Below are 21,043 nucleotides of genomic sequence, written 5' to 3' on the forward strand. Positions count from 1 at the left end.
TGATCCAGGACGACACGACATGAACAAGACCAGAAGTCTGCTGCAAGCCGGTGTGCTGGGCCTGTCCCTGCTGGCGACCAGTGTCATGGCAGCGGTGTCTGCCGATGAGGCGGCCAAGCTGGGCAGCACCCTGACCCCGATGGGCGCCGAAAAGGCCGGTAACGCCGATGGCTCGATCAGTGCTTGGCAACCGCTGTCGAAATCAGCGGGCAGCGTCGATGCCAAGGGGTTCCTTTCCGACCCGTATGGCAGCGAAAAGCCGCTGTTCACCATCACCGCGCAGAACGTCGACCAGTACAAGGACAAGCTCTCGCCGGGCCAGGTGGCAATGTTCAAGCGCTACCCAGACACCTTCAAGATCCCGGTGTTCAAGACCCACCGCGGCTCCACCGTGCCTGACGATGTATTCGCCGCCATCAAGAAAAACGCCACCCAGACCACACTGGTGGAAGGCGGCAACGGCTTGAACAACTTCGATACGGCGGTGCCGTTCCCGATCCCGAAAAGCGGCCTGGAAGTGATCTGGAACCACATCACACGCTACCGAGGGGGCAGTGTCAGCCGCCTGGTTACTCAGGCTACGCCACAGCAGAACGGCTCTTTCAACCCGGTGTATTTCTCCGACCAGTTCGTCTTCCGCGACAAGATGAAGGATTACGACGCAAGCAACCCGGGTAATATCCTGTTCTACTTCAAGCAGGAAGTGACCGCGCCCGCTCGCCTGGCCGGGACCGTGCTGCTGGTGCACGAAACCCTCGACCAGGTGAAGGAGCCGCGCAAGGCGTGGATCTACAACGCCGGCCAGCGTCGTGTACGGCAGGCACCGCAAGTGTCATACGACGGCCCCGGTACCGCTGCCGACGGCCTGCGTACCTCGGACAACCTGGACATGTTCAACGGTGCGCCAGACCGTTACGACTGGAAGCTGGAAGGCAAGAAGGAACTGTACATCGCCTCCAACGCCTTCAAGCTGGATGACCCCAAGCTGAAGTACACCGACATCATCAAGGCCGGGCACATCAACCAAGACTTGTCGCGCTACGAGCTGCGCCGCGTCTGGCACGTGGTCGCAACCCTCAAGCCGGGCCAGCGGCACATCTACGCCAAGCGTGACTTCTACATCGATGAAGACACCTGGCAGGCCGCAGTGATCGACCAGTACGACGGCCGTGGCCAGCTGTGGCGCGTTTCCGAAGCCCATTCCCAGCCGTACTACAACAAAGAGGTGCCTTGGTACACCCTGGAAACCATCTACGACCTGCAGTCGGGTCGTTATTTGGCGCTGGGCATGAAGAACGAAGAGAAGCGTGCCTACGACTTCGGCTTCAGTGCCAGCAAGGCTGATTTCCAGCCCGCGGCCCTGCGCCAGGCAGGTGTACGTTGAACCGTTAAACGCCAACTCCGTGTGATCCCTAGAGCGCCCCGGCTTGCCGGGGCGTTTCTTTTTCCTGCTCCGGCGATGGTTTCAAGCCCTGTAGGAGCAGCCTTGTGCTGCGAAGAGGCCATTGCAGCCGAAGATAATCTCTAGCCTTACCGGCCTCTTCGCAGCACAAGGCTGCTCCTACAGGTATTGCACTGGCCTTGAAAGCTGCGCAATCCCTGTGGGCGCGGGCAATAAATCTGCTGAATACCCAATCAAACCCCCGCTCCAGCCCCTGTCCATCAGGGTTGTTGCTTTTTGTCGTAGTCTTTTACAGCCCTATTGTGCCCATCATCTTCAAATGCGCTGCATTACCCGCTAGTCTCGCAAACATCCGTACCGCCGTTGTCTTCCCTTCAGAACGAGCCGGCCATGACAGATCTGTCCCGTACGCATGGATTCGCCAGCCAGGCCCTAGGCCTGCTGGACGGGCGTTTCTTCCGGCCGCCGCTGCCGGACGGCCATGTGCCGCGTGCGCGGTTATGTCAGCGTTTGCACGCCGGCCTCAATGGGCGGTTGCTGCTGGTCAACGCACCGGCGGGCTTTGGCAAAAGCTCGCTGGCCATCGAATTCTGCGAGTCCCTGCCGGAGCACTGGCGTAGCCTTTGGCTTGGCCTGAGCCAGCGCGATGCCGACCCCGGCCGTTTTCTCGAGCGGCTGCTCGAAGGCCTGCAGCAGTACTGCCCTGCATTGGGTGGCCAAGCCATGGGCCTGCTGAAAATGCGCCAGCGCCACCAGCCCTTCGCGTTCGAGGAGTGGATCGACGGCCTGCTCGATGAACTCGCCCAATACCTGCAAGCCGATACGCCTCTGCTGTTGGTGCTGGACGATTACCATTTGGCCCAAGGGCCCGTACTCGACCGCTGCCTGCAGTTTTTCCTCAATCACTTGCCCAGTGGCCTGGTGCTGTTGATCACCAGCCGCCAGCGCCCGGACTGGCACCTGGCGCGCCTGCGCCTGTCGCGGCAACTGGTCGAACTCAACGAGCAAGAGCTGCGGCTGACACCCGACGAGTCACTGGCGGTAATCGGCCGCCAACCCACCGGCTTGCGCGGCCAGGCGCTGGATAACCTGATCCAGCGCAGTGACGGCTGGGTGGCCGGGCTGCGCTTCTGGCAGCTGGCCGCCAGCGAGTCCGGTGATGAGCAGGCTTTGCCCCACGCACTGCACGGTGGCGAGGGGTTGATACGCGACTACTTGCTGGAAGAAGTCATCGAGATCCTGCCGGCCGACGTGCAGGCCTTTCTCTACGACACGGCGTGCCAGGAGCGCTTCTGTGCCCAGCTGTGCGATGCCCTGCGCGACCGCCAGGACAGCGCCGATATCCTGCGCTTCCTGCAGGCCCATCAAGTGTTTCTGGTGCCCCTGGACGAGCACGGCCACTGGTTTCGTTACCATCACCTGTTCTCCGACCTGCTGCGAAGCCGCCAGGCCAGCGAACCGCCAGCGCGCCTGCACCTGCGGGCGTGCCGCTGGTTCGAGGCCCAGGGTTTGCTGGACGAGGCGGTTGAGCAGGCGCTGCGGGCCGGCCACCTCGACGTGGCGGCCGACCTGGTGCAGAGCCTCTCCGAGGAGCAACTGCTGGCCGAGCAGAACGTTGGCATGTTGCTGCGCTGGAAGATGGACCTGCCCGACAGCTTGCTGATCAGCACGCCGCGCCTGATCGTGCTGTACAGCTGGGCGTTGGGGCTGGCGTGCCAGCTGGATGCGGCCGAAGAACTGGCAAGCTACCTCAGCCGTTTTCTGCCTGCGCCCTCGGCGACCGCACAGAAGTCCATGCTGGCCCAGTGGCTGGCCCTGAGTGGGGTGATCGCGCGGGGGCGGGGGGATCGCGCGCGTACCCTGGCCTACTGTGGCGAAGCCTTGCAAAGCTTGCCGTGCAAGCGCTACGGCCAGCGCCTGGTGTGCCTGTCGACACTGTCCAACCTGGCCATCACCGATGCCGACTTCTGGCATGCACGCGGCTGGAACCGCGAAGCCCTGGAGCTGGCCCAGCGCGTCGGCAACCCGCTGTTCGAAGCCCTGGCTCATTACGATCGAGCACGGGTGCTGCATGCCCGGGGTGAAGTGTTGCGGGCGCTGGACGAAGTGCGCCAGGGCCTGCAGCGCCTGCAGGGGCTGTCGGGGCAGCGGTTGTACGCCGTTCGGGCCAGGCTGACGCTCTACGAGGGTTACCTGCTGGTGTCGCGCCTGCAATCAGCCCAAGGCCGTGCGCGCTTGCGTGCCGGGCTTGGCGAAGCGCGTGCCTGCCGAGACATCAGCGTGCTGATCGGCCACTGCGTCATTGCCACGCTCGATGGCCGCGAGGGCCACTTCGCCGAAGCGTTCGCCGAGCTGGCCGAGGCGGAGCGGCTGATGCACATCTGGGATGTTCCACCGATCTACTACTTGGCCATGATTACCCTGGTGAAGTGCGAACTGTGGTTGGCACAGGGGCGCACCGATCTTGCCGAATCCTGGTTGCTGCGGCTGGGGCAGACCTACGGTGGCGAGCAACCGGCAGCAGCGCCGGAGTTCCACCCGCTATTACCCCTGCATATCGAACTGCAGCAGGCATTGCTCGAGCGTATCCAGTTGCGCACCGAGGCGTCGGTTCAGCGCCTGTCAGGGCTGGTCGAACGTGGCGTGGCCAGTGGCGGCATGCTGCTGGCCGTCAGTGCACTGTGCCAGTGGCTCGCCCTGCTGCTCGCTGAAGGCCGAGACGCGCAGGCTGCCGGGCTGCTGCCAAAGGCACTCGAGGTCGCCCAAGGCGGTGTCCTGCAACCGTTCCAACCCTTGCTCGAAAAACACCCGCAGTGGCTGCACGAGCAGCTTGCAGCGCGCTCGGCTTGCCCGGTCCAGGTCGAACTGCTCAAACGCCTGCCTCCGTTACCTGCCGTCAGCAGTGGCAGTGGCGAGGCATTGAGTGGGCGGGAGCGGGCCGTGCTTGAGCTGATCGCCCAAGGCTGTTCCAACCAGCAGATCAGCGAACGGCTGTTCATCTCGCTGCACACCGTGAAGACCCATGCCAGCCATATCAACAGCAAACTGGGCGTCGAGCGCCGCACCCAGGCGGTGGCCAAAGCGAAGGCGCTGGGCCTGCTGGCCTGACAGTAGCCGCACCAGGGGTTTGCCCGCTAAAGTAATGGCTTGAGGCTATTACTGGGCCGTTGTTTAGCGCGCTGTGTGCTCTATCCTCATCTTTCCCGGCCGGCTGCCGATACAGCATTCGGTGGTATGCATCGCCTTGCGCGATTTTTCAATCATCCCAATACAGGTCGTGTTGATGCTGCAGTACGGGCAAAAGAGCTTTCTGATCGTCGACGACTTTACCGACTTTCGTACGTCGACCCGTTCCATGTTGCGCGAACTGGGTGTGCGCGACGTGGACACGGCCGACAGCGGCGAGCAGGCGCTGCGCATGTGTGCGCAGAAGCGTTATGACTTCATCCTGCAGGATTTCCACCTGGGCGACGGCAAGAAGAACGGCCAGCAGGTGCTTGAGGACCTGATCCTCGACAAGCACATCAGCCATGAATGCGTGTTCATCATGGTGACCGCCGAGAGCAGCCAGGCCATCGTCCTCAGTGCCATCGAGCATGAGCCCGATGCCTACCTGACCAAGCCGTTCAACCGGGTGGGCCTGGCCCAGCGCGTCGAGAAGCTGTTCCAGCGCAAGACCTTGCTCAAGCCGATCCTCCAGGCGCTGGACCGCGGCCGCCCGGCCGAAGTCCTGGCAGCGTGTGCCGAGCTGTGCAAGAAGGACCCGCGTTTCGCGCCCCTGTGCCTGCGCTACCGCGCCGATGCCTTGCGCGGGCTCAATCGCTTCGACGAGCTGGAAAAGTTTCTCAAGGCCATTCTCGCCAGCCGCCCGCAGCCGTGGGTGTATTCGGCGCTGGGCAGCTTGATGCACAAGCGTGGCCAGAATGCCCAGGCCCAGGGTGTGTATGAACAGGCCCTGAAGGCCTTCCCGATCATGCCGGGCCTGTACGACGGCATGGCTGAAGTGCTGGTGGCGCAGGGCGAAACCAAGCGCGCGCAGAACATGCTGGAAGAAGCGGTGCGCCTGTCGCCGCTGTCGGTACGCCGGCAGTCCACGCTGGGCAAGCTGGCGCTGGGCAACGAAGATTTCGAAAGTGCCTCCAAGGCGTTCCGCCATGCCGTGAACCAGGGGCAGAGCTCGCGCTACAAGGATGCCGAGAACAACCTTGGCCTGGTTCAGGCGCTGATGAACAAAAACGCAGGTTTTGGCCTGGACGCCCGTACCCGCGTCGAGATCAACACCGTGCTCAGTGAAGTGGCCAAGGAATACCCTGAAGATCAGGGCCTGCAGGTACGCGCCCGCATGATGAAGGCCGCCAGCCTGCAGCAGGCCGGCGATGCCGAGACGGCCGCCAAGCTCACCGAGCAGGCCATGCAGCGTCTGGACAAGATGGAGCAGTTTTTCTCGGTCGATGCTGCGTTGACGGTGGCGGCTCAGCTGCAGGCGTCAGGGCAGGAAGCGGCCGCGCTCGGCGTGCTCAAAAGCTGCGTTGAAAGTTACGGCGACGACCCCAAAGTGATGCAGAGGGTGGCCAAGCTGACGGATGATCCGGCGGTGCTCAATGCGATCACCGAGGCCGTCACCCTCAACCGCCAGGGAGTGCGTAGTTACCAGGGAGGTCAGCTCGACGAAGCGCTGCAGTTGTTCCGCAAGGCCTTGGCCTTGCAACCCAAGAACATCAGCATCGCCCTCAACACCGCCCAGGCGCTGCTGCGCATCGGGGGGGATGACCCACAGCCTGCGATCATGCAGGAATGCCGCGACGCCTTGACCAGCGTGGCCGGCATCCCTGCCAGCGACAACCGCTATGACCGCTATGGCAAACTGCACATCCGAGTGTTCGGCGCATGAATCAAGACAATCAGGGGCTGGATTTTTCCACGGTGATCGCCTCCACCGTGCACGACCTCAAGAACTCCCTGTCCGCGCTGATCCAGTCCCATGACCAGTGGCTGGCGCGCCTGCCTGAAGAGTTGCGCGGCGGCACCGAGCAAGGGGTGATGGAACATGAGTTCCGGCACCTCAACGGTATGCTGGTGCAACTGCTGGGGTTGTACAAACTGGGCGTGAACCAGCTGCCGGTGTGCCCGGACTACCATGAGCTGGATGACTTCATCGAAGCCCAACTGGCCGCCCACCAAGAAGTGCTCAAGCACAACGACATCCTCGCCACCTGGCGCATCGACACCGACAACCCGCTGGGCTTCTTCGACCGAGAGCTGGTGGCATCGGTGATCGCCAACGTGATCACCAACGCCACCCGGTTTGCCGGGCATGCGTTGTTGATCAGCATCGAAGAAGAGGCGAATCAACTGGTCATCTGCGTCAACGATGACGGCCCGGGTTATCCACAGCGCATGCTCGAGCGCCAGGAAGAGTTCATCCAGGGCATCGATTCACACAGTGGCAGCACGGGCCTGGGCCTGTATTTCGCTGCGCGGATCGCGGCGCTGCATGAGAGCGATGGGGTGAGGGGGCGGATTGAAATTTCCAATGGCGGGGCGCTGGGGGGCGGGTTGTTCAGGTTGTTCTTGCCGTAAAACAGCATGGCAAGTGGGTGCAGGACACAATTCTGAGGCGCCTATGAGAACGAGCGCCGCCCGCGCGGCGCTTCGCAGCACAAGGCTGCTCCTACACTTGTTTCGGGCCAATTATTCCTGAGCCATTGGCGCGTGGCCCCTGACCGCCCACCTCAATATCGTGTCGAATCAACAAAGGCGGTCGCGCGCCAACATTACAGGCCTCACTGGCCCGAAACAGGTGTAGGAGCAGCCTTGTGCTGCGAAGCGCCGCGCGGGCGGCGCTCGATTTCGAAAACATCCAATACCGCCAGTCTTGCACCTGGCAGGCACAGCGCAATATCTTGTAAACCACCAGGAGCCACCTCGACTTGAAGGCGAGTGAGATCCTCAATGTTATTGAGATACACAATGAACCAAGCCCCACCCACCCTCATCCGCGAAACCTTCCCCGTAGGTCCCCTACAGTGCAACTGCACCTTGATCGGCGACCCATTGACCAAAAAGGCCATCGTCGTCGACCCAGGCGGTGACCCGGACAAGATCCTCGCGCGCCTGCAGGCCCATGGCTTGACCCTGGTGAGCATCATTCACACCCACGCGCACTTCGATCACTTCCTCGCCTCGGGCAAGCTCAAGGAGCTAACCGGCGCGACGCTGCACCTGCACAAGGACGACCAGTCGCTGTGGGACAACCTGGAGATGCAATGCCAGATGTTCGGCGTGCCCTACACCCCGGTGCCGCCGCCAGACCGCTGGTTGAGTGATGACGAGGCGCTGGCCTGTGGTTGTGGCGTGGCCTTGCACACCCCAGGGCACACGCCGGGTTCGATGAGTTTCTGGTTTGCCGATGCCAAGCTGCTGATTGCCGGCGACACCCTGTTCCGTCGCGGTATTGGCCGCACCGATTTGTGGGGTGGCGATCAGCGGGCTATCGTTCGTTCGATCAAGGAGCGGCTGTACCGGCTGGATGAAGAGGCCATCGTGGTCACTGGCCACGGGCCAGACACCCGCCTGGGTGACGAGATGCGCGAGAACCCGTTCGTGCGGGCATGAACCTGCATGAAAAGGTGTTCATGGAATTTTTTGCCGTCTGGGCAATCCAAGGCTGGCATAGATCCATTCGCGGTCTGCCGCATTTATGAATTTCAGTAGGAGCTTGTCCATGTTCACCATGCGTCGTCTGATTATCGTCGCAACCGCCGCTGCCCTGATGACGGGCTGCGCCAGCCAGAACCCGTACGACAACCAGGGTCAGGCGCAGGGCTCCACGGGGATGAGCAAGACCGCCAAGTACGGCGGCCTGGGCGCGCTGGCCGGTGCCATCGCCGGCGCCGCCATCGACCACAACAACCGCGGTAAAGGCGCACTGATCGGCGCTGCCGCAGTGGGTGCCGCCGCCGCAGGTTACGGCTATTACGCCGACAAGCAGGAAGCCGAACTGCGCGCGCAAATGGCCAATACCGGCGTCGAAGTGCAGCGCCAGGGTGACCAGATCAAGCTGATCATGCCCGGCAACATCACCTTCGCCACCGACTCGGCCAACATCGCGCCTAGCTTCTACTCGCCGCTGAACAACCTGGCCGGCTCGTTCAAGCAGTTCAACCAGAACACCATCGAAGTGGTTGGCTTCACCGACAGCACCGGCAGCCGCCAGCACAACATGGACCTGTCCCAGCGCCGTGCGCAAGCGGTCAGCACCTACCTGACTTCGCAGGGTGTCGATGCTTCTCGTATTTCGGCACGTGGCATGGGCCCGGACCAGCCGATCGCCAGCAATGCCGATGCTAACGGCCGTGCGCAAAACCGTCGTGTCGAGGTCAACCTGAAGCCGATTCCTGGCCAGCAGTATGACCAGGGCCAAGTTCAGCAGTAAGGCCACAACACAGGGGCCGCTGTGCGGCCCAATCGCCGGCAAGCCGACTCCCACATGACCGTGTGGGTCTTAAGTCCTGTGGGAGCCGGCTTGCCGGCGATTGGGCTGCACAGCAGCCCCTGGATTCAGCGTACGACGCTGGCCTGGATCGCCGTCAGGGCGATGGTATGCACGATGTCATCCACCTGAGCCCCACGCGGCAAATCGTTCACCGGCTTACGCAAACCCTGCAGCATTGGCCCCAGGCTGACCCCATCGGCGCTGCGCTGCACCGCTTTGTGCGTGGTGTTGCCGGTATTCAGATCAGGGAACACGAACACCGTGGCACGCCCGGCAACCGGGCTGTTTGGTGCCAGCTCGCGGGCAATGGCCGGGTTGGCCGCCGCGTCATACTGCAAGGGCCCATCGATCAGCAGATCGTGCGCGGCGCCCTGCGCCAAGCGTGTCGCTTCACGCACCTTGTCGACTTCTTCATCGCTCGCCGAATCGCTTGAGTAACTGATCATCGCCACCCGCGGCGCGATGCCGAAGGTGTGTGCCGATTCGGCGCTCTGCTGGGCAATTTCTGCCAGTTCAGCGGCACTTGGGTGCGGGTTCATCACGCAGTCGCCGTACACCAGCACCTGCTCGGGGAACAGCATGAAGAATACCGAGGACACCAGGCTGGCACCTGGCGCGGTCTTGATCAGTTGCAGGGCAGGGCGGATGGTGTTGGCGGTGGAATGCACCAGGCCCGACACCAGGCCGTCGACTTCATCCAGGGCCAACATCATGGTACCGATCACCACCGGGTCTTCCAGCTGCTGCTCGGCCATTGGGGCGTTGAGGTTCTTGCTCTTGCGCAGGTTGACCATCGGTTCGACATAGCGCCCGCGAATCAACTCAGGGTCGAGTATCTCCAGGTCCGCAGGCAAGGTAATGCCCTGCGCACGGGCGACCGCTTCGACTTCTTCCGGCTTGGCCAGCAGCACGCAACGCGCAATGCCACGGGCCTGGCAGATCGCTGCCGCCTGTACCAGCAGCGGTTCGGCGCCTTCTGGCAGGACGATGCGTTTGTTGGCCTGTTGCGCGCGCTGGATCAGTTGGTAGCGGAACACCGCAGGCGACAGGCGCAACTCGCGTGGTGTGCCGCAGCGCTGGTGCAACCAGGCAGCGTCGAGGTGGCTGGCGACAAAGTCGGTGATGAATTCGGCACGTTCGCGGTCATCCACCGGGATCTCGCGGTTCAGCGAATTGAGCTGGTTGGCCGTGTCGTACGAACCCGTACTCACCGACAGAATCGGCAGGCCGGCCTGCAAGGCGCCGCGGCACAAGCCGAGGATGCGTGCGTCGGGCTTGCTGTCGCTGGTCAGCAGCAGGCCGGCCAGGGGCACGCCATTGATCGCCGCCAGGCTTACGGCAAGGATGATGTCGTCGCGGTCACCCGGGGTCACCACCAAGGTGCCAGGGGTGAGCAGCGGCACGGTGTTGGCCACCGTGCGCGCACAAATGATGATCTTGCTCATGCGCCGCTGCTCGTAATCGCCCGCGTTGAGCACTTGGGCCCCCAGCAGGTCGGCCACGTCGCGGGTGCGTGGGGCATTCAGCTCAGGCTGGTAAGGGATGCAGCCGAGCAGGCGGAAGTCGTTGCCGCGCAGAAGTGGCGAGTGTTCGCGCAGGCGGGTGGCGAAGTCCGCCATGCTTTCGTCGGTGCGCACCTTGTTGAGGATCACCCCCAGCACTTTCGGGTCGCGGGGGCCGCCGAACAGCTGGGCCTGCAGTTCGACGCGGCCGGACAGCTCGCTGAGTACCTCGTTTTCGGGCGCCGAAACCAGTATCACCTCGGCATCCAGGCTCTTGGCCAGGTGCAGGTTGACCCGCGCCGCGTAACTGGCGTGGCGGGTAGGCACCATGCCTTCGACCACGACCACGTCATTGCCGATGCAGGCTTGCTGGTAGAGGCGGATGATTTCCTCCAGCAACTCGTCCAGCTGGCCATCGCCGAGCATGCGCTCGACGTGGGCCAGGCTCAGCGGCATGGGCGGTTTGATGCCGTGGGTGCGTGCGACCAGTTCGGTGGAGCGTTCCGGGCCGGTGTCACCTGGGTGGGGCTGGGCGATCGGCTTGAAAAAGCCGACCTTCAGGCCTGCGCGCTCAAGGGTGCGCACCAGGCCGAGGCTGATCGACGTCAGGCCGACACCAAAGTCGGTCGGCGCTATGAAAAAAGTTTGCATGCGTGCTTCTCGAATTAAAGCGGTGCAAGGAATCAACGGCCAAGGGTAGCGCTATCGGCTGCCTGTGCACACCAGCCACACGCGAAAGCCTCGCCGATGCGTTGTTGGCGCTGCTCGGCATCGAGCACCCAAGGGCGCGCTTGCCAGGGCGGTTGGTGACGAAGGTGCTGGGTGTGGCCGCACGACAACTCGACCACCCAGTGGCCTTCTTCGTCCTGATGGAAGCCGGTGATCCGACTGATGGGCTGTTCCTCGGCCGAGGCGCGTTCGCAATCGGGCGATGGCTTGGTTACACTTGTCCGCTCTACATACTTTTGCAAAAGGTCTTGCCCCATGCTGATCGCCGCCAACAAGGCTGTCTCCATCGACTATACCCTGACCAACGACGCCGGGGAGACCATCGACAGCTCCGCCGGTGGCGCGCCGCTGGTTTACCTGCACGGTGCCGGCAACATCATCCCGGGCCTGGAAAAGGCCCTGGAAGGCAAGCAGGCCGGTGACGAGCTGAACGTTTCCATCGAGCCAGAAGATGCCTACGGTGAATACCTGGCCGAGCTGGTCAGCACCCTGAACCGCAGCCTGTTCGAAGGCGTCGACGAGCTGGAAGTCGGCATGCAGTTCCACGCGTCGGCGCCGGATGGCCAGATGCAGATCGTCACCATTCGCGACATCGACGGCGACGACGTCACCGTTGACGGCAACCACCCGCTGGCCGGCCAGCGCCTGACCTTCCAGGTCAAGGTTGTCGACGTACGTGACGCCAGCGAAGAAGAAATCGCGCACCGTCACATCCACGGTGAAGGTGGCCATCACCACTGATTTTCTGCGCTAAGCTCAGAGAGTCGCCAGGCGCTCGGGCAAGCCGATTTGCCTTCCCAACGGGAGGTGGACGGCTTGGACGAGCGCTTTTTTATTGGGCGGATTTCGCCCTGCGGCCATCGGGAACCTGAGAGGGGATTACATCATGAGTGCTTTTCACGACCTGAAATTGGAGGCGCTGAACGGCGGGGAACTGCCCCTCGCACCGTTCAAGGGCCAAGTGGTGCTGGTGGTCAATGTTGCCTCCAAGTGTGGCCTGACGCCGCAATACGCTTCGCTGGAGACGCTGCATCAGCAGTTCAAGGGCAAAGGCTTCAGCGTTCTGGGGCTGCCGTGCAACCAGTTTGCCGGCCAGGAGCCCGGCAGCGAGAAAGAGATCCAGGAGTTCTGCAGCCTCAACTATGGTGTCAGCTTCCCGCTGGGCGCCAAGCTTGAGGTCAACGGGGCGCACCGCCATTCGCTGTATCGCCTGCTGGCGGGGGAAGGTGCTGAGTTCCCAGGCGACATCACCTGGAACTTCGAAAAGTTTCTGGTGGGCAAGGATGGGCGCGTGCTGGCGCGTTTCTCGCCGCGCACTGCGCCGGATGATCCAGCCGTGGTTCAGGCCATCGAGAAGGCGCTGGGCTGAAGCATGGGCGCGCGCGGCGGCTGAAGGTCAGCCGCGATGCGCTGTCGAACCTGGCTTGATCGCCAGTGCAGCACCTGAAGCTTTTTGCGTGTCGCCTGTGCGTTGTTTGCAAGCACTGCACAGGTAGGTTTCGAACTGCTCGACAATCGCCGGCCAGCCCTGTCGGCTGGCGTGCTGCCGTGCGTTCAGGCGCACCCGGCGCAGGGTTTCTTCCTCTTCCAGTAGCCAGCAAGCGGCATCGATGAAGGCCGCCTGATCGCCGGGCATCGCCAACGCACCGCTATGGCCATGCCGAATATGCTGGGCAGCCGCTGCCTCATCATAGGCGACCACCGCCAAGCCTGAGGCCATGCCTTCGAGCACCACATTGCCAAAGGTTTCGGTCAGGCTCGGGAACAGGAACAAGTCACCGCTGGCATAGTGCTCGGCCAGCACCTCGCCCCGCTGGGCACCACAGAACACGGCATCAGGCACCTGCTGCTGCAAGGTGGCGCGCTGTGGGCCGTCACCGACCACGATCAGGCGCAAGCGCTTGTGTGGATAAGTCTTCTGCAGGGCGTCCAGGCACGGTCGCAGTACCCCTAGGTTTTTTTCCGCCGCCAGCCGGCCGACATGCAGCACGGCGATATCGTCCGGCCCGACCCCCCAGCTTTCGCGCAGCGCCTGGCTGCGCCGGGCCGGGTTGAACAGGCAGGCGTCGACGCCACGGGCCAACAGGTCCAGGCGCTCGAAACCACGACGCTCCAACTCCAGGCGCTGGCTGACGCTGGGCACCAGGGTGACTGCCGTGCGGCGATGGAACCAGCGCAGGTAATGGGTGAGCAGGCGTGCCAGCAAGCCCAAGCCGTACTGGCCGGAATACTGCGGGAAGTTGGTATGGAACCCGCTGACCACCGGCACCCCCAGGCGCCGTGCCGCACGCAATGCGCTCAACCCCAAAGGCCCCTCGGTGGCGATGTACAGCACGTCCGGTCGCTGCCTGCGCCAACGCCGCAACAGCCGGTGCATCGACACTTCGCCCCATTGCAGGCCGGGGTAGCCGGGCAAGGCCCAACCGCGGCACAGCATCAGCTGCGGATCGTTGTGCACAGGCTCCTCGCCGGCTTGGCGGGGGCGGACGATCTCGATGTCATGCCCGCGTTGGCGCAACCCTTCGCTGAGGCGGCCAAGGGTGTTGGCGACACCGTTGATCTCGGGTGGGAAGGTTTCGCTGACGAGGGTGATGCGTAGGGCGGGTGTATTCATGACAAAAAGTTTCCGCTCGCATCATTGCGCTGATGTGACGGCCTTGTGACGTGCAAATGACGCCTGATTGCCGGCTGTTTCAATTGTGTGAATATTTGCGTGGGCGGCGCTCAAGAAGCTGGCAGTGGCAGCCGATGAAGATGCATTCGATTACGTGCTGCGCTCCAGGAGAGCGGTGATGTTCAACAACAAGCTCAAGCAAGAAATCCAGCAATTGCGCGAAGACCTGCTGTCGGTCGAACAGGTCAAGTGCAGCCTCGACAGCGAGATGCTGGTGCTCCAACTCGACCCCCAGGGACGGATCGAGATGGTCAACGGCAACTTCGAGAGCGAGATGCTCTACCGTGCCGACCAATTGCTTGGACGCAAACTCGAGGACATTGTCCCGGCCCACGTGAAGTCGCTCGACTTCTACCAACGCATGAAAAGCGCGATCAGCCGGGGCGAGCACCTCAACGGGGCGTTCCGCCTGCTGCGCGGCAATGGCCAGGAAGCCTGGTTGCGCTCGATTCTGCAGCCGGTCAAGAACAGCGAAGGGCGCATCAAGTATTTCACCCTGCACTCGAGCGACCTCACCCGCACCATCGAGACCTCCCGTGAGCACGAAAGCCTGATCAAGGCCCTGATGCGCTCTACCGCAGTCATCGAATTCGGCCTTGATGGCACCATCCTGACCGCCAACGAACGGTTTCTGACGTCGGTCGGTTATCGCCTTGAACAGATACGCGGCAAGCATCACCGTATTTTCTGCGAACCCGAAGAGGCCAATTCGTCGGGCTATCAGGCGTTCTGGGACAAGCTGCGCCGTGGCGAATACGTGGCTGAGCGCTTCAAGCGTATCGATGCCCATGGCCGGGTAATCTGGCTGGAAGCGTCCTACAACCCGATCTTCGACGCCCATGATGTGCTGTACAAAGTGGTCAAGTTCGCCACCGTGATCACCGACCAGGTCAACCAGGAGCAGGCGGTTGCCGAGGCGGCGGACATCGCCTTCAACACCTCGCTGAGCACTGACGCCAGTGCGCGCAAGGCCACCGACGTAGTCACGCAGACGGTAAACGTCATGCGTGGCCTGGAGTCGTCGATGCAAGAGGCCGCCGAGGGCATTCAGGCGTTGGACACGCAGTCGCGGGTGATCGGCTCGATCATCAAGACCATCAGTGACATTGCCGGGCAGACCAACTTGCTGGCGCTCAACGCTGCCATCGAGGCGGCCCGGGCGGGCGAGCAGGGGCGTGGTTTTGCCGTGGTCGCCGACGAAGTGCGCCAGCTGGCTTCGCGTACCAGCACCGCCACCGAAGAGATTGCCCGGGTGGTGCAGCAGAACGAGCAATTGGCCCAGGCTGCGGTGGCGATCATCGACACCAGCAAGCGCCAGGCCGAGCAGGGGCTGTCGTTGGCCGATGAAACCGGCAACGTGATCGTCGAAATCCAGGAGGGGGCGAAGCGGGTGGTGGATGTAGTGGGGCAGTTTTCCAGCCGGCTCGGTCAATGACGGTAGGAGCAGCCTTGTGCTGCGAAGAGGCCGGTACTAGCCACAGACAGGTATTGTCAGTAATGGCCTCTTCGCAGCGCAAGGCTGCTCCTACACAGGGCTGCGTTTGGATTTAGTCGCGTTCACGCACCCAGAACAACGTAGCCCCCGCCACCGCCGCCGGCATCATCAGTACGTTCACCACCGGCACCATCAGCGCCAGGTAGGTGATGCCGCCAAAGCCCAGCGACTGCCAGCGCTTCTGGCGCAGCCAGGCAAGCATGTCCTGCCAGCTCATCTTGTTGTTGTCCGCCGGGTAGTCGATGTACTGGATAGCCATCATCCACACACCAAAGATCAGCCACAGCGGCGCGGCGACCACGTTGACCACCGGGATCAGCGACAGGATGAACAGGCCGATGGCCCGTGGCAGGAAGTAACCCAGCTTGCGCATCTCGCGGCCAAAGGTACGCGGCACCATGGCCACCAGCTCGGCCCAGCTGAAGGCAGGGAAGTTGTCTTGGCCGCGCACCACCACTTCGACCTTCTCGGCCAGAAAACCGTTGAACGGCGCCGCAATGACGTTGGCCACCAGGGTGAAGGTGAAGAACACCATCAGCACCACCAAGGCGACGAACAGTGGCCACAGAATGTAGGTGAGGAAGCTCAACCAGCTGGGCAGGGTTGGCATCAGGGCGTCGACCCAGACACTGAACTGATGGCCGGCAAAGTAGATCAGGCCACCAAACAGCAGCAGGTTGACCGCCAGGGGCAACAGCACGAACAACCGCAGGTTCGGGCTCAGCACCAGTTTCAGGCCTTCGCGCAGGTACTGGGGGCCAGAGAGGACAGGGGCTTGCATCGAGACACTCCGAACAGAAGGAAAACGCGCTGACCTTACCGAGTTTGTCGCGCCGACGAAAGGCGGGCGATGTTGGCGAAACCGGCTGTAACAAAAGCGTCAGGGCGATTTTCGTGAATGAAATTGCTGGATAGACGATGCCTATGAGGTGGATTGTCGAAGGATATTTCCTTAATCTTTGCGACCTCGCTACAGTGCGCTCAACTTTTAGGTTTTGGATCGACGCGTTGTAGCCTTCCCCAAGGTTGCGTGGGTCCTTTTTAAATTCCAGCTGGCAACGCCGGCACACCGATGCTGGCCCCGTGCGGCCGGCTCGACAGGAGTTCGACATGTCTGAAGTACGTCATTCGCGCGTCATCATCCTCGGTTCCGGCCCTGCCGGTTACAGCGCCGCAGTCTATGCCGCCCGTGCCAACCTCAAGCCGCTGCTGATCACTGGCATGCAGGCCGGTGGCCAGCTGACCACCACCACCGAAGTCGACAACTGGCCGGGCGACCCCCATGGCCTGACCGGCCCAGCCCTGATGCAGCGCATGCAAGAGCACGCCGAGCGCTTCGAGACCGAGATCGTCTTCGACCACATCAACGCTGTCGACCTGGCCAACAAGCCGTTCACCCTCCAGGGTGACAGTGGCACCTACACCTGCGACGCACTGATCGTTGCCACCGGCGCCAGCGCTCGTTACCTGGGCCTGCCGTCGGAAGAAACCTTCATGGGCAAGGGCGTTTCGGCCTGCGCTACCTGTGACGGCTTCTTCTACCGCAACAAGCCGGTAGCGGTCGTCGGCGGCGGCAACACCGCCGTGGAAGAGGCCCTGTACCTGGCCAACATCGCCAGCAAAGTGACCCTGGTTCACCGCCGCGAAACCTTCCGCGCCGAGAAGATCCTGGTCGACAAGCTGAACGCCCGTGTGGCCGAAGGCAAGATCGAGCTCAAGCTCAATGCCACCCTGGACGAAGTGCTGGGTGACAACATGGGCGTGACCGGTGCGCGCTTGAAGAATAACGATGGCAGCAGCGAAGAAATCAAGGTCGACGGCGTGTTCATCGCCATTGGCCACACCCCGAACACCTCGCTGTTCGAAGGCCAGTTGACCCTCAAGGACGGCTACCTGGTGGTCAACGGCGGCCGCGAAGGCAACGCCACTGCCACCAACGTCGAAGGTGTGTTCGCTGCGGGCGACGTGGCCGACCACGTTTACCGTCAGGCCATTACCTCGGCCGGTGCAGGCTGCATGGCCGCACTGGACGTCGAGCGCTACCTGGACGGCCTGGCCAACGCCGCGTTCTGATCCACGCCCGAAAAAAAACCGGCCATCTGGCCGGTTTTTTTATGCCTGAGATCTGCTGCGCCTGTGCGAGCCTCTTCGCGGGTAAACCCGCTCCCACAGGGGGGGCACATCACTCAAGCCTGCGGTGATCCTGTGGGAGCGGGTTTACCCGCGAAGAGGGCGGTACAAGCACCGCGCCCTCTCAGAGGCTCAAACGCATCGACAGGTCTACGGCCTTCACATCCTTGGTCATGGCACCAATGGAGATGTAGTCGACGCCGGTCTCCCACAGGGGGCGCACATTACTCAAGCCTTCGGTGATCCTGTGGGAGCGGGTTTACCCGCGAAGAGGGCGGAACAAGCACCGCGTCCTCTCAGAGGCTCAAACGCATCGACAGGTCTACGGCCTTCACATCCTTGGTCATGGCACCAATGGAGATGTAGTCGACGCCGGTCTCGGCAATCACCCGCAAGGTGCTCTCGTTGACGCCGCCGCTGGCCTCGAGTTTGGCCTTGCCCGCAGTGATGTGCACCGCTTCGCGCATTTCGTCCAGGGTCAGCTCGTCGAGCATGACGATATCCGCACCCGCATTCAGGGCTTGGCGCAGTTCATCCAGGCTCTCCACCTCGATTTCCACCGGCTTGCCAGGGGCGATGCGGTGCGCTGCCGCCACTGCCTCGGCCACGCCACCGCTGGCGGCGATGTGGTTTTCCTTGATCAGGAAGGCATCGTAAAGGCCGATGCGGTGGTTGTCGCAACCGCCACAGGTGACCGCGTATTTCTGCGCCAGGCGCAGGCCGGGAAGGGTCTTGCGGGTGTCCAGCAGGCGCACCTGGGTACCTGCGACCAGGTCGGCCAGAAAGCGTGCGCGCGTGGCGACGCCCGACAGCATCTGCAGGAAGTTGAGTGCGCTGCGCTCACCGCTGAGCAGCGAGCGTGCCGGGCCTTCCAGGTGGAACAGCGGCTGGTTGGCCAGCGCGCGGTCGCCATCGGCCACTTGCCAGTGCACCGCCACCCGTGGGTCGAGCTGGCGGAACACGGCGTCGACCCAGGCGGTGCCAGCGATCACGCAGTCCTCGCGGGTAATGATGGTCGCCTTGGCCAGGCGTTCGGCCGGGATCAACTGCGCGGTGATATCGCCACTGCCGATGTCCTCCAACAGTGCACGGCGCACGTTGGCTTCGATTTCAGCGGTCAGGTCGGCGAGGCGTAGGTTCGGCATGGTCGGCTCCACAAGCTAGATGCCCGCGATTATAGGGCAGGGGAGCGGTGTGTACAGGGCCATGGCCGGTGACCTTTGGTCGGCCCGTCTGAGCATCTGGCCGAATACAGGGTCATTTCCCAGCAAGCGAAACGGCGCTGGCAGCTGTCCGTTTTTTTGCCGATAATAGTGACCAGTATTTGGCGTCATAGCTTTGACGATTCGTTGCCCGTGGGGCAAGCAAGCCTGCAAGGAGTTAGGGATGCATAAAGAAGGCAAGGTGGTGCCCCTGGCGGCAGCCATCGACCGAGGGGCGCGCACGCCTCTGCCTTGCCTTCCGGTATTGCTCCTGCAAGTGCGCGACAAAGCCGCGCTGCAATTGCGCCAAGGCCTGCAGGCCTTGTTCGACAACACCGACGTCACCCTCTTCGAGATGGCCGACAAGGCCGCTGAGCGCTGCGACCAGAACCTGTATTTCGAAGCGATGCGCGACGTGCGCCTGAAGCGCAAGAGCATCGAGCGCGGTTTTCTCGACACCTTCCATCACACCTTCGCCAGCCTCGGCCGGGCAGACCCTCTGGGCGGCCTGGGTGAAGCGCAGGGTTCAGGCAACAAGGCGCAGCGCGAGCGTGAATCCGCCATCGACGGCATGGTCGCGCGGGTGCTCTCGCGAGACGGCCTTGCCCTGCAGCAACTGGGTTTGCGCTTGCAGGCATTGCTCGATCGCCCGGTGGGCGAGCAGCAAAACCCCGTGGGCCCCGCTGCGCTGTGCGGCTATTTCCTCGAAGCGGGCCGCAACCTAGGAGTCGGGCTGCGGGTCAAGCTGATCCTCTTGAAGCTGTTTGAACGCTACGTGTTGCGTGATGTGGAGGTGCTCTACGCAGAGGCTAACCAGTTGCTGGCCGCGGCCGGTGTGCTGCCCGAGCTGCAGCCTGCGCCACGTCGGCGCGCCGAGGATCGGTGCCTGAGCGCCGGGCGCCGGTCGTCCAGCCTGGAGGCGCAAGGGGCGCTGGGGGCGGACAGTGCCGGGCAAGCGTATTTTGCTTCACTGCAAACACTTCTGGCCCCCGCGCGCGGGCAAATCGCGCCGCGTTTGCAGCGGGTGGCTGCTGCCCAGCCGATCAGCACCGCCGACCTGCTGCGCCTGCTTTCGCACCTGCAGCACTATGTGCCCGCCACGCAGGCGGCGGATGACTTCGCGCTAGGCCAGCAGCTGGAACAACTGTTGTTGCGCGTCAGTGTGCGCAGTGGCACGCGTCGGCGCATCGCCACGGCCGATGAAGACATGATCAACCTGATCGGCCTGCTGTTCGATTTCATCCACAACGACGACAACTTACCCGCCAGCCTACGGGCATTGATCGCGCGTTTGCACATCCCGCTGCTCAAGGTCGCGCTGCTCGACAAGGGGCTGTTCAGCCGCGCCAGCCACCCGGCTCGGCGCTTGCTCAACGAGATCGCGGGTGCCGCGATCGGTTGGCAGAGCAGCGCCGAAGGCCTGCGCGACAGTTTGCATGTACGGGTGGAACATATCGTTCAGCGTCTGCTCAACGACTTCACCGATGACGCCTGCCTGTTCGCTGAACTGCTCGACGAGTTTCTCGCCTTCAGCCAGGACGAGCGGCGCCGCAACGAGTTACTCGAACAGCGTACCCGCGACGCCGAAGAGGGCCGGGCGCGTACCCTGCAGGCCCGCCAGCAGGTGCAGCAGGTGCTCAACCAGCGTCTGCGCGGGCGGGTGCTGCCGCACGTGGTGGTGCAAATGCTGGTGCAGGGCTGGAGCCAGGTGCTGCTGCTGGCGTGGCTCAAGCAGGGCGAAGGGTCCGAGGCATGGCGCAACGGCCTGGCCACCCTGGACACGCTGCTCGCCAGTATCGCCCCGCACCACGACCCGCAGGCCTGTCAGCAACTGCTGCAACAGGTGCCCGGCCTGCTCAAGGCCTTGCGCGAAGGCCTGGCAGGCGTGGCGCTGGACTCCACCGCCACCCGTGACTTCTTCCAGCAGCTTGAGCAATTGCACCTGCGCGCTTGCTCGGCGTCCGAAGGGCACAGGGCCGATGGCCCGCCCGTGCTGGACGAGGTGCTGGTGGACGAGGACATTGTGCTGGCCCTTGCCGAAGAGCCCGCCTGCGCCCCCCTGCACCTTGTCGACGGCAATGCCTCGGCATTGCGCCAGGTGCAGCGCCTGCGTATCGGCAGCTGGGTCGAGGTGTTCGATGAAGACGACCCATTGCGCTGCAAGCTGGTGGCGCGCATCGACAGCAACGATCGGCTGGTGTTCGCCAATCGCACGGGCATGAAAGTGCGTGAGTGGAACAGCGGCAGCCTCGCCCAGGCGCTGCACCGGGGAGAGGTGCGGGTGCTCGATGACGGCGCGCTGTTTGAGCGGGCGCTGGAGTCGGTGCTCGAAGGGCTGCGGCAACAGCAGGTCCATTGAGTCATCATTACAATGATTCACATGCAAACGGCCGCGGACGCAGGGCATACTGCTG

15 protein-coding genes and 3 pseudogenes are annotated in these 21,043 nt (G+C 63.0%); 12 read left to right on the forward strand and 6 right to left on the reverse strand.

Features of this window, described 5'->3' with window-relative positions; translation table 11 throughout:
- Nucleotides 1-19: 19 nt before the first annotated feature.
- The 6 genes from QOS90_RS23235 to QOS90_RS23260 all read left to right on the forward strand — a co-directional run bounded on the left by QOS90_RS23235 (nt 20) and on the right by QOS90_RS23260 (nt 8,837).
- On the forward strand, nt 20-1,384 hold the full coding sequence (locus QOS90_RS23235) for a DUF1329 domain-containing protein (RefSeq protein ID WP_027594443.1): 1,365 nt from the start codon (nt 20-22) through the stop codon (nt 1,382-1,384).
- A 408-nt stretch (nt 1,385-1,792) separates the two neighbouring features.
- Complete coding sequence (locus QOS90_RS23240; protein ID WP_085274097.1) at nt 1,793-4,510, forward strand: winged helix-turn-helix domain-containing protein; 2,718 nt, start codon at nt 1,793-1,795, stop codon at nt 4,508-4,510.
- Between the two features lie 175 nt (nt 4,511-4,685).
- Nucleotides 4,686-6,293: a tetratricopeptide repeat-containing response regulator gene (locus QOS90_RS23245; protein ID WP_027594441.1), complete on the forward strand. Its 1,608-nt coding sequence runs from the start codon at nt 4,686-4,688 to the stop codon at nt 6,291-6,293.
- Nucleotides 6,290-6,982, forward strand: coding sequence for a sensor histidine kinase (locus QOS90_RS23250; RefSeq protein WP_027594440.1), 693 nt, complete (start codon nt 6,290-6,292; stop codon nt 6,980-6,982). The genes QOS90_RS23245 and QOS90_RS23250 overlap by 4 nt, the downstream gene beginning before the upstream one ends.
- A gap of 390 nt (nt 6,983-7,372) precedes the next feature.
- Nucleotides 7,373-8,017 carry an MBL fold metallo-hydrolase gene (locus tag QOS90_RS23255; RefSeq protein WP_085274096.1) on the forward strand — a complete coding sequence of 215 codons (645 nt, stop codon included), beginning with the start codon at nt 7,373-7,375 and terminating at the stop codon, nt 8,015-8,017.
- Nucleotides 8,018-8,126: 109 nt separating this feature from the next.
- Nucleotides 8,127-8,837 (forward strand): YiaD family glycine zipper/OmpA-like lipoprotein, encoded by a 711-nt coding sequence (locus QOS90_RS23260; RefSeq protein WP_027594438.1) that lies wholly within the window; start codon nt 8,127-8,129, stop codon nt 8,835-8,837.
- 125 nt (nt 8,838-8,962) lie between these two features.
- Here QOS90_RS23260 and pta read toward each other — a convergent pair whose 3' ends face one another.
- Both pta and QOS90_RS23270 read right to left on the reverse strand, forming a co-directional pair.
- Complete coding sequence (pta, locus tag QOS90_RS23265; protein ID WP_027594437.1) at nt 8,963-11,050, reverse strand: phosphate acetyltransferase; 2,088 nt, start codon at nt 11,048-11,050, stop codon at nt 8,963-8,965.
- A 32-nt stretch (nt 11,051-11,082) separates the two neighbouring features.
- Nucleotides 11,083-11,385 (reverse strand): DUF3565 domain-containing protein, encoded by a 303-nt coding sequence (locus QOS90_RS23270; RefSeq protein WP_027594436.1) that lies wholly within the window; start codon nt 11,383-11,385, stop codon nt 11,083-11,085.
- On the opposite strand from QOS90_RS23270, the gene QOS90_RS23275 reads away from it, so the two are divergent.
- Together QOS90_RS23275 and QOS90_RS23280 are read left to right on the forward strand one after the other, a co-directional pair.
- A complete protein-coding gene (locus tag QOS90_RS23275; protein ID WP_085274095.1) occupies nt 11,384-11,869 on the forward strand; it encodes an FKBP-type peptidyl-prolyl cis-trans isomerase in 486 nt (161 codons plus the stop codon). The two genes, QOS90_RS23270 and QOS90_RS23275, sit on opposite strands and share 2 nt — an antisense overlap.
- 145 nt (nt 11,870-12,014) lie before the next feature.
- On the forward strand, nt 12,015-12,497 hold the full coding sequence (locus tag QOS90_RS23280; RefSeq protein ID WP_027594434.1) for a glutathione peroxidase: 483 nt from the start codon (nt 12,015-12,017) through the stop codon (nt 12,495-12,497).
- A 27-nt stretch (nt 12,498-12,524) separates the two neighbouring features.
- On the opposite strand, the gene QOS90_RS23285 is transcribed toward QOS90_RS23280, so the two are convergent.
- Nucleotides 12,525-13,742: a glycosyltransferase family 4 protein gene (locus QOS90_RS23285; protein WP_085274094.1), complete on the reverse strand. Its 1,218-nt coding sequence runs from the start codon at nt 13,740-13,742 to the stop codon at nt 12,525-12,527.
- Nucleotides 13,743-14,010: 268 nt separating this feature from the next.
- On the opposite strand from QOS90_RS23285, the pseudogene QOS90_RS27730 reads away from it, so the two are divergent.
- Nucleotides 14,011-14,697, forward strand: a pseudogene (locus QOS90_RS27730) (PAS domain-containing protein); the annotation flags it as partial.
- A 114-nt stretch (nt 14,698-14,811) separates the two neighbouring features.
- Nucleotides 14,812-15,237, forward strand: a pseudogene (locus QOS90_RS27735) (methyl-accepting chemotaxis protein); the annotation flags it as partial.
- Nucleotides 15,238-15,349: 112 nt separating this feature from the next.
- On the opposite strand, the gene cysZ reads toward QOS90_RS27735, so the two are convergent.
- Nucleotides 15,350-16,078 carry a sulfate transporter CysZ gene (cysZ, locus tag QOS90_RS23295; protein WP_027594431.1) on the reverse strand — a complete coding sequence of 243 codons (729 nt, stop codon included), beginning with the start codon at nt 16,076-16,078 and terminating at the stop codon, nt 15,350-15,352.
- 329 nt (nt 16,079-16,407) lie between these two features.
- On the opposite strand from cysZ, the gene trxB reads away from it, so the two are divergent.
- On the forward strand, nt 16,408-17,370 hold the full coding sequence (trxB, locus tag QOS90_RS23300; RefSeq protein WP_027594430.1) for a thioredoxin-disulfide reductase: 963 nt from the start codon (nt 16,408-16,410) through the stop codon (nt 17,368-17,370).
- A gap of 181 nt (nt 17,371-17,551) precedes the next feature.
- Here the strand turns inward: trxB and QOS90_RS23305 are convergent.
- Nucleotides 17,552-17,647, reverse strand: a pseudogene (locus QOS90_RS23305) (carboxylating nicotinate-nucleotide diphosphorylase); the annotation flags it as partial.
- Between the two features lie 76 nt (nt 17,648-17,723).
- Entirely contained in the window at nt 17,724-18,572 is an 849-nt protein-coding gene (nadC, locus tag QOS90_RS23310; RefSeq protein ID WP_027594429.1) for a carboxylating nicotinate-nucleotide diphosphorylase, read from the reverse strand.
- Between the two features lie 241 nt (nt 18,573-18,813).
- Between nadC and QOS90_RS23315 the strand changes: the two genes are divergently transcribed.
- Nucleotides 18,814-20,988, forward strand: a complete 2,175-nt coding sequence (locus QOS90_RS23315) for a DUF1631 domain-containing protein (RefSeq protein ID WP_085274093.1) — start codon at nt 18,814-18,816, stop codon at nt 20,986-20,988.
- The last annotated feature ends 55 nt before the right edge of the window (nt 20,989-21,043 follow it).

The sequence above is a fragment of the Pseudomonas sp. LAIL14HWK12:I10 genome, assembly GCF_900184205.1.
In the GTDB taxonomy this organism is placed as follows: Bacteria; Pseudomonadota; Gammaproteobacteria; order Pseudomonadales; family Pseudomonadaceae; genus Aquipseudomonas; species Aquipseudomonas kermanshahensis.

Bases quoted from the DNA above. Each gene is read 5' to 3' on its own strand.
- QOS90_RS23250 (WP_027594440.1), top strand. From the start codon at position 6,290: ATGAATCAAGACAATCAGGGGCTGGATTTTTCCACGGTGATCGCCTCC.
- trxB (WP_027594430.1), top strand. From the start codon at position 16,408: ATGTCTGAAGTACGTCATTCGCGCGTCATCATCCTCGGTTCCGGCCCT.
- pta (WP_027594437.1), bottom strand. From the start codon at position 11,050: ATGCAAACTTTTTTCATAGCGCCGACCGACTTTGGTGTCGGCCTGACG.
- QOS90_RS23280 (WP_027594434.1), top strand. From the start codon at position 12,015: ATGAGTGCTTTTCACGACCTGAAATTGGAGGCGCTGAACGGCGGGGAA.
- QOS90_RS23240 (WP_085274097.1), top strand. From the start codon at position 1,793: ATGACAGATCTGTCCCGTACGCATGGATTCGCCAGCCAGGCCCTAGGC.
- QOS90_RS23235 (WP_027594443.1), top strand. From the start codon at position 20: ATGAACAAGACCAGAAGTCTGCTGCAAGCCGGTGTGCTGGGCCTGTCC.
- QOS90_RS23245 (WP_027594441.1), top strand. From the start codon at position 4,686: ATGCTGCAGTACGGGCAAAAGAGCTTTCTGATCGTCGACGACTTTACC.
- QOS90_RS23315 (WP_085274093.1), top strand. From the start codon at position 18,814: ATGCATAAAGAAGGCAAGGTGGTGCCCCTGGCGGCAGCCATCGACCGA.
- cysZ (WP_027594431.1), bottom strand. From the start codon at position 16,078: ATGCAAGCCCCTGTCCTCTCTGGCCCCCAGTACCTGCGCGAAGGCCTG.
- QOS90_RS23285 (WP_085274094.1), bottom strand. From the start codon at position 13,742: ATGAATACACCCGCCCTACGCATCACCCTCGTCAGCGAAACCTTCCCA.
- QOS90_RS23275 (WP_085274095.1), top strand. From the start codon at position 11,384: ATGCTGATCGCCGCCAACAAGGCTGTCTCCATCGACTATACCCTGACC.
- QOS90_RS23260 (WP_027594438.1), top strand. From the start codon at position 8,127: ATGTTCACCATGCGTCGTCTGATTATCGTCGCAACCGCCGCTGCCCTG.
- QOS90_RS23270 (WP_027594436.1), bottom strand. From the start codon at position 11,385: ATGGGGCAAGACCTTTTGCAAAAGTATGTAGAGCGGACAAGTGTAACC.
- nadC (WP_027594429.1), bottom strand. From the start codon at position 18,572: ATGCCGAACCTACGCCTCGCCGACCTGACCGCTGAAATCGAAGCCAAC.
- QOS90_RS23255 (WP_085274096.1), top strand. From the start codon at position 7,373: ATGAACCAAGCCCCACCCACCCTCATCCGCGAAACCTTCCCCGTAGGT.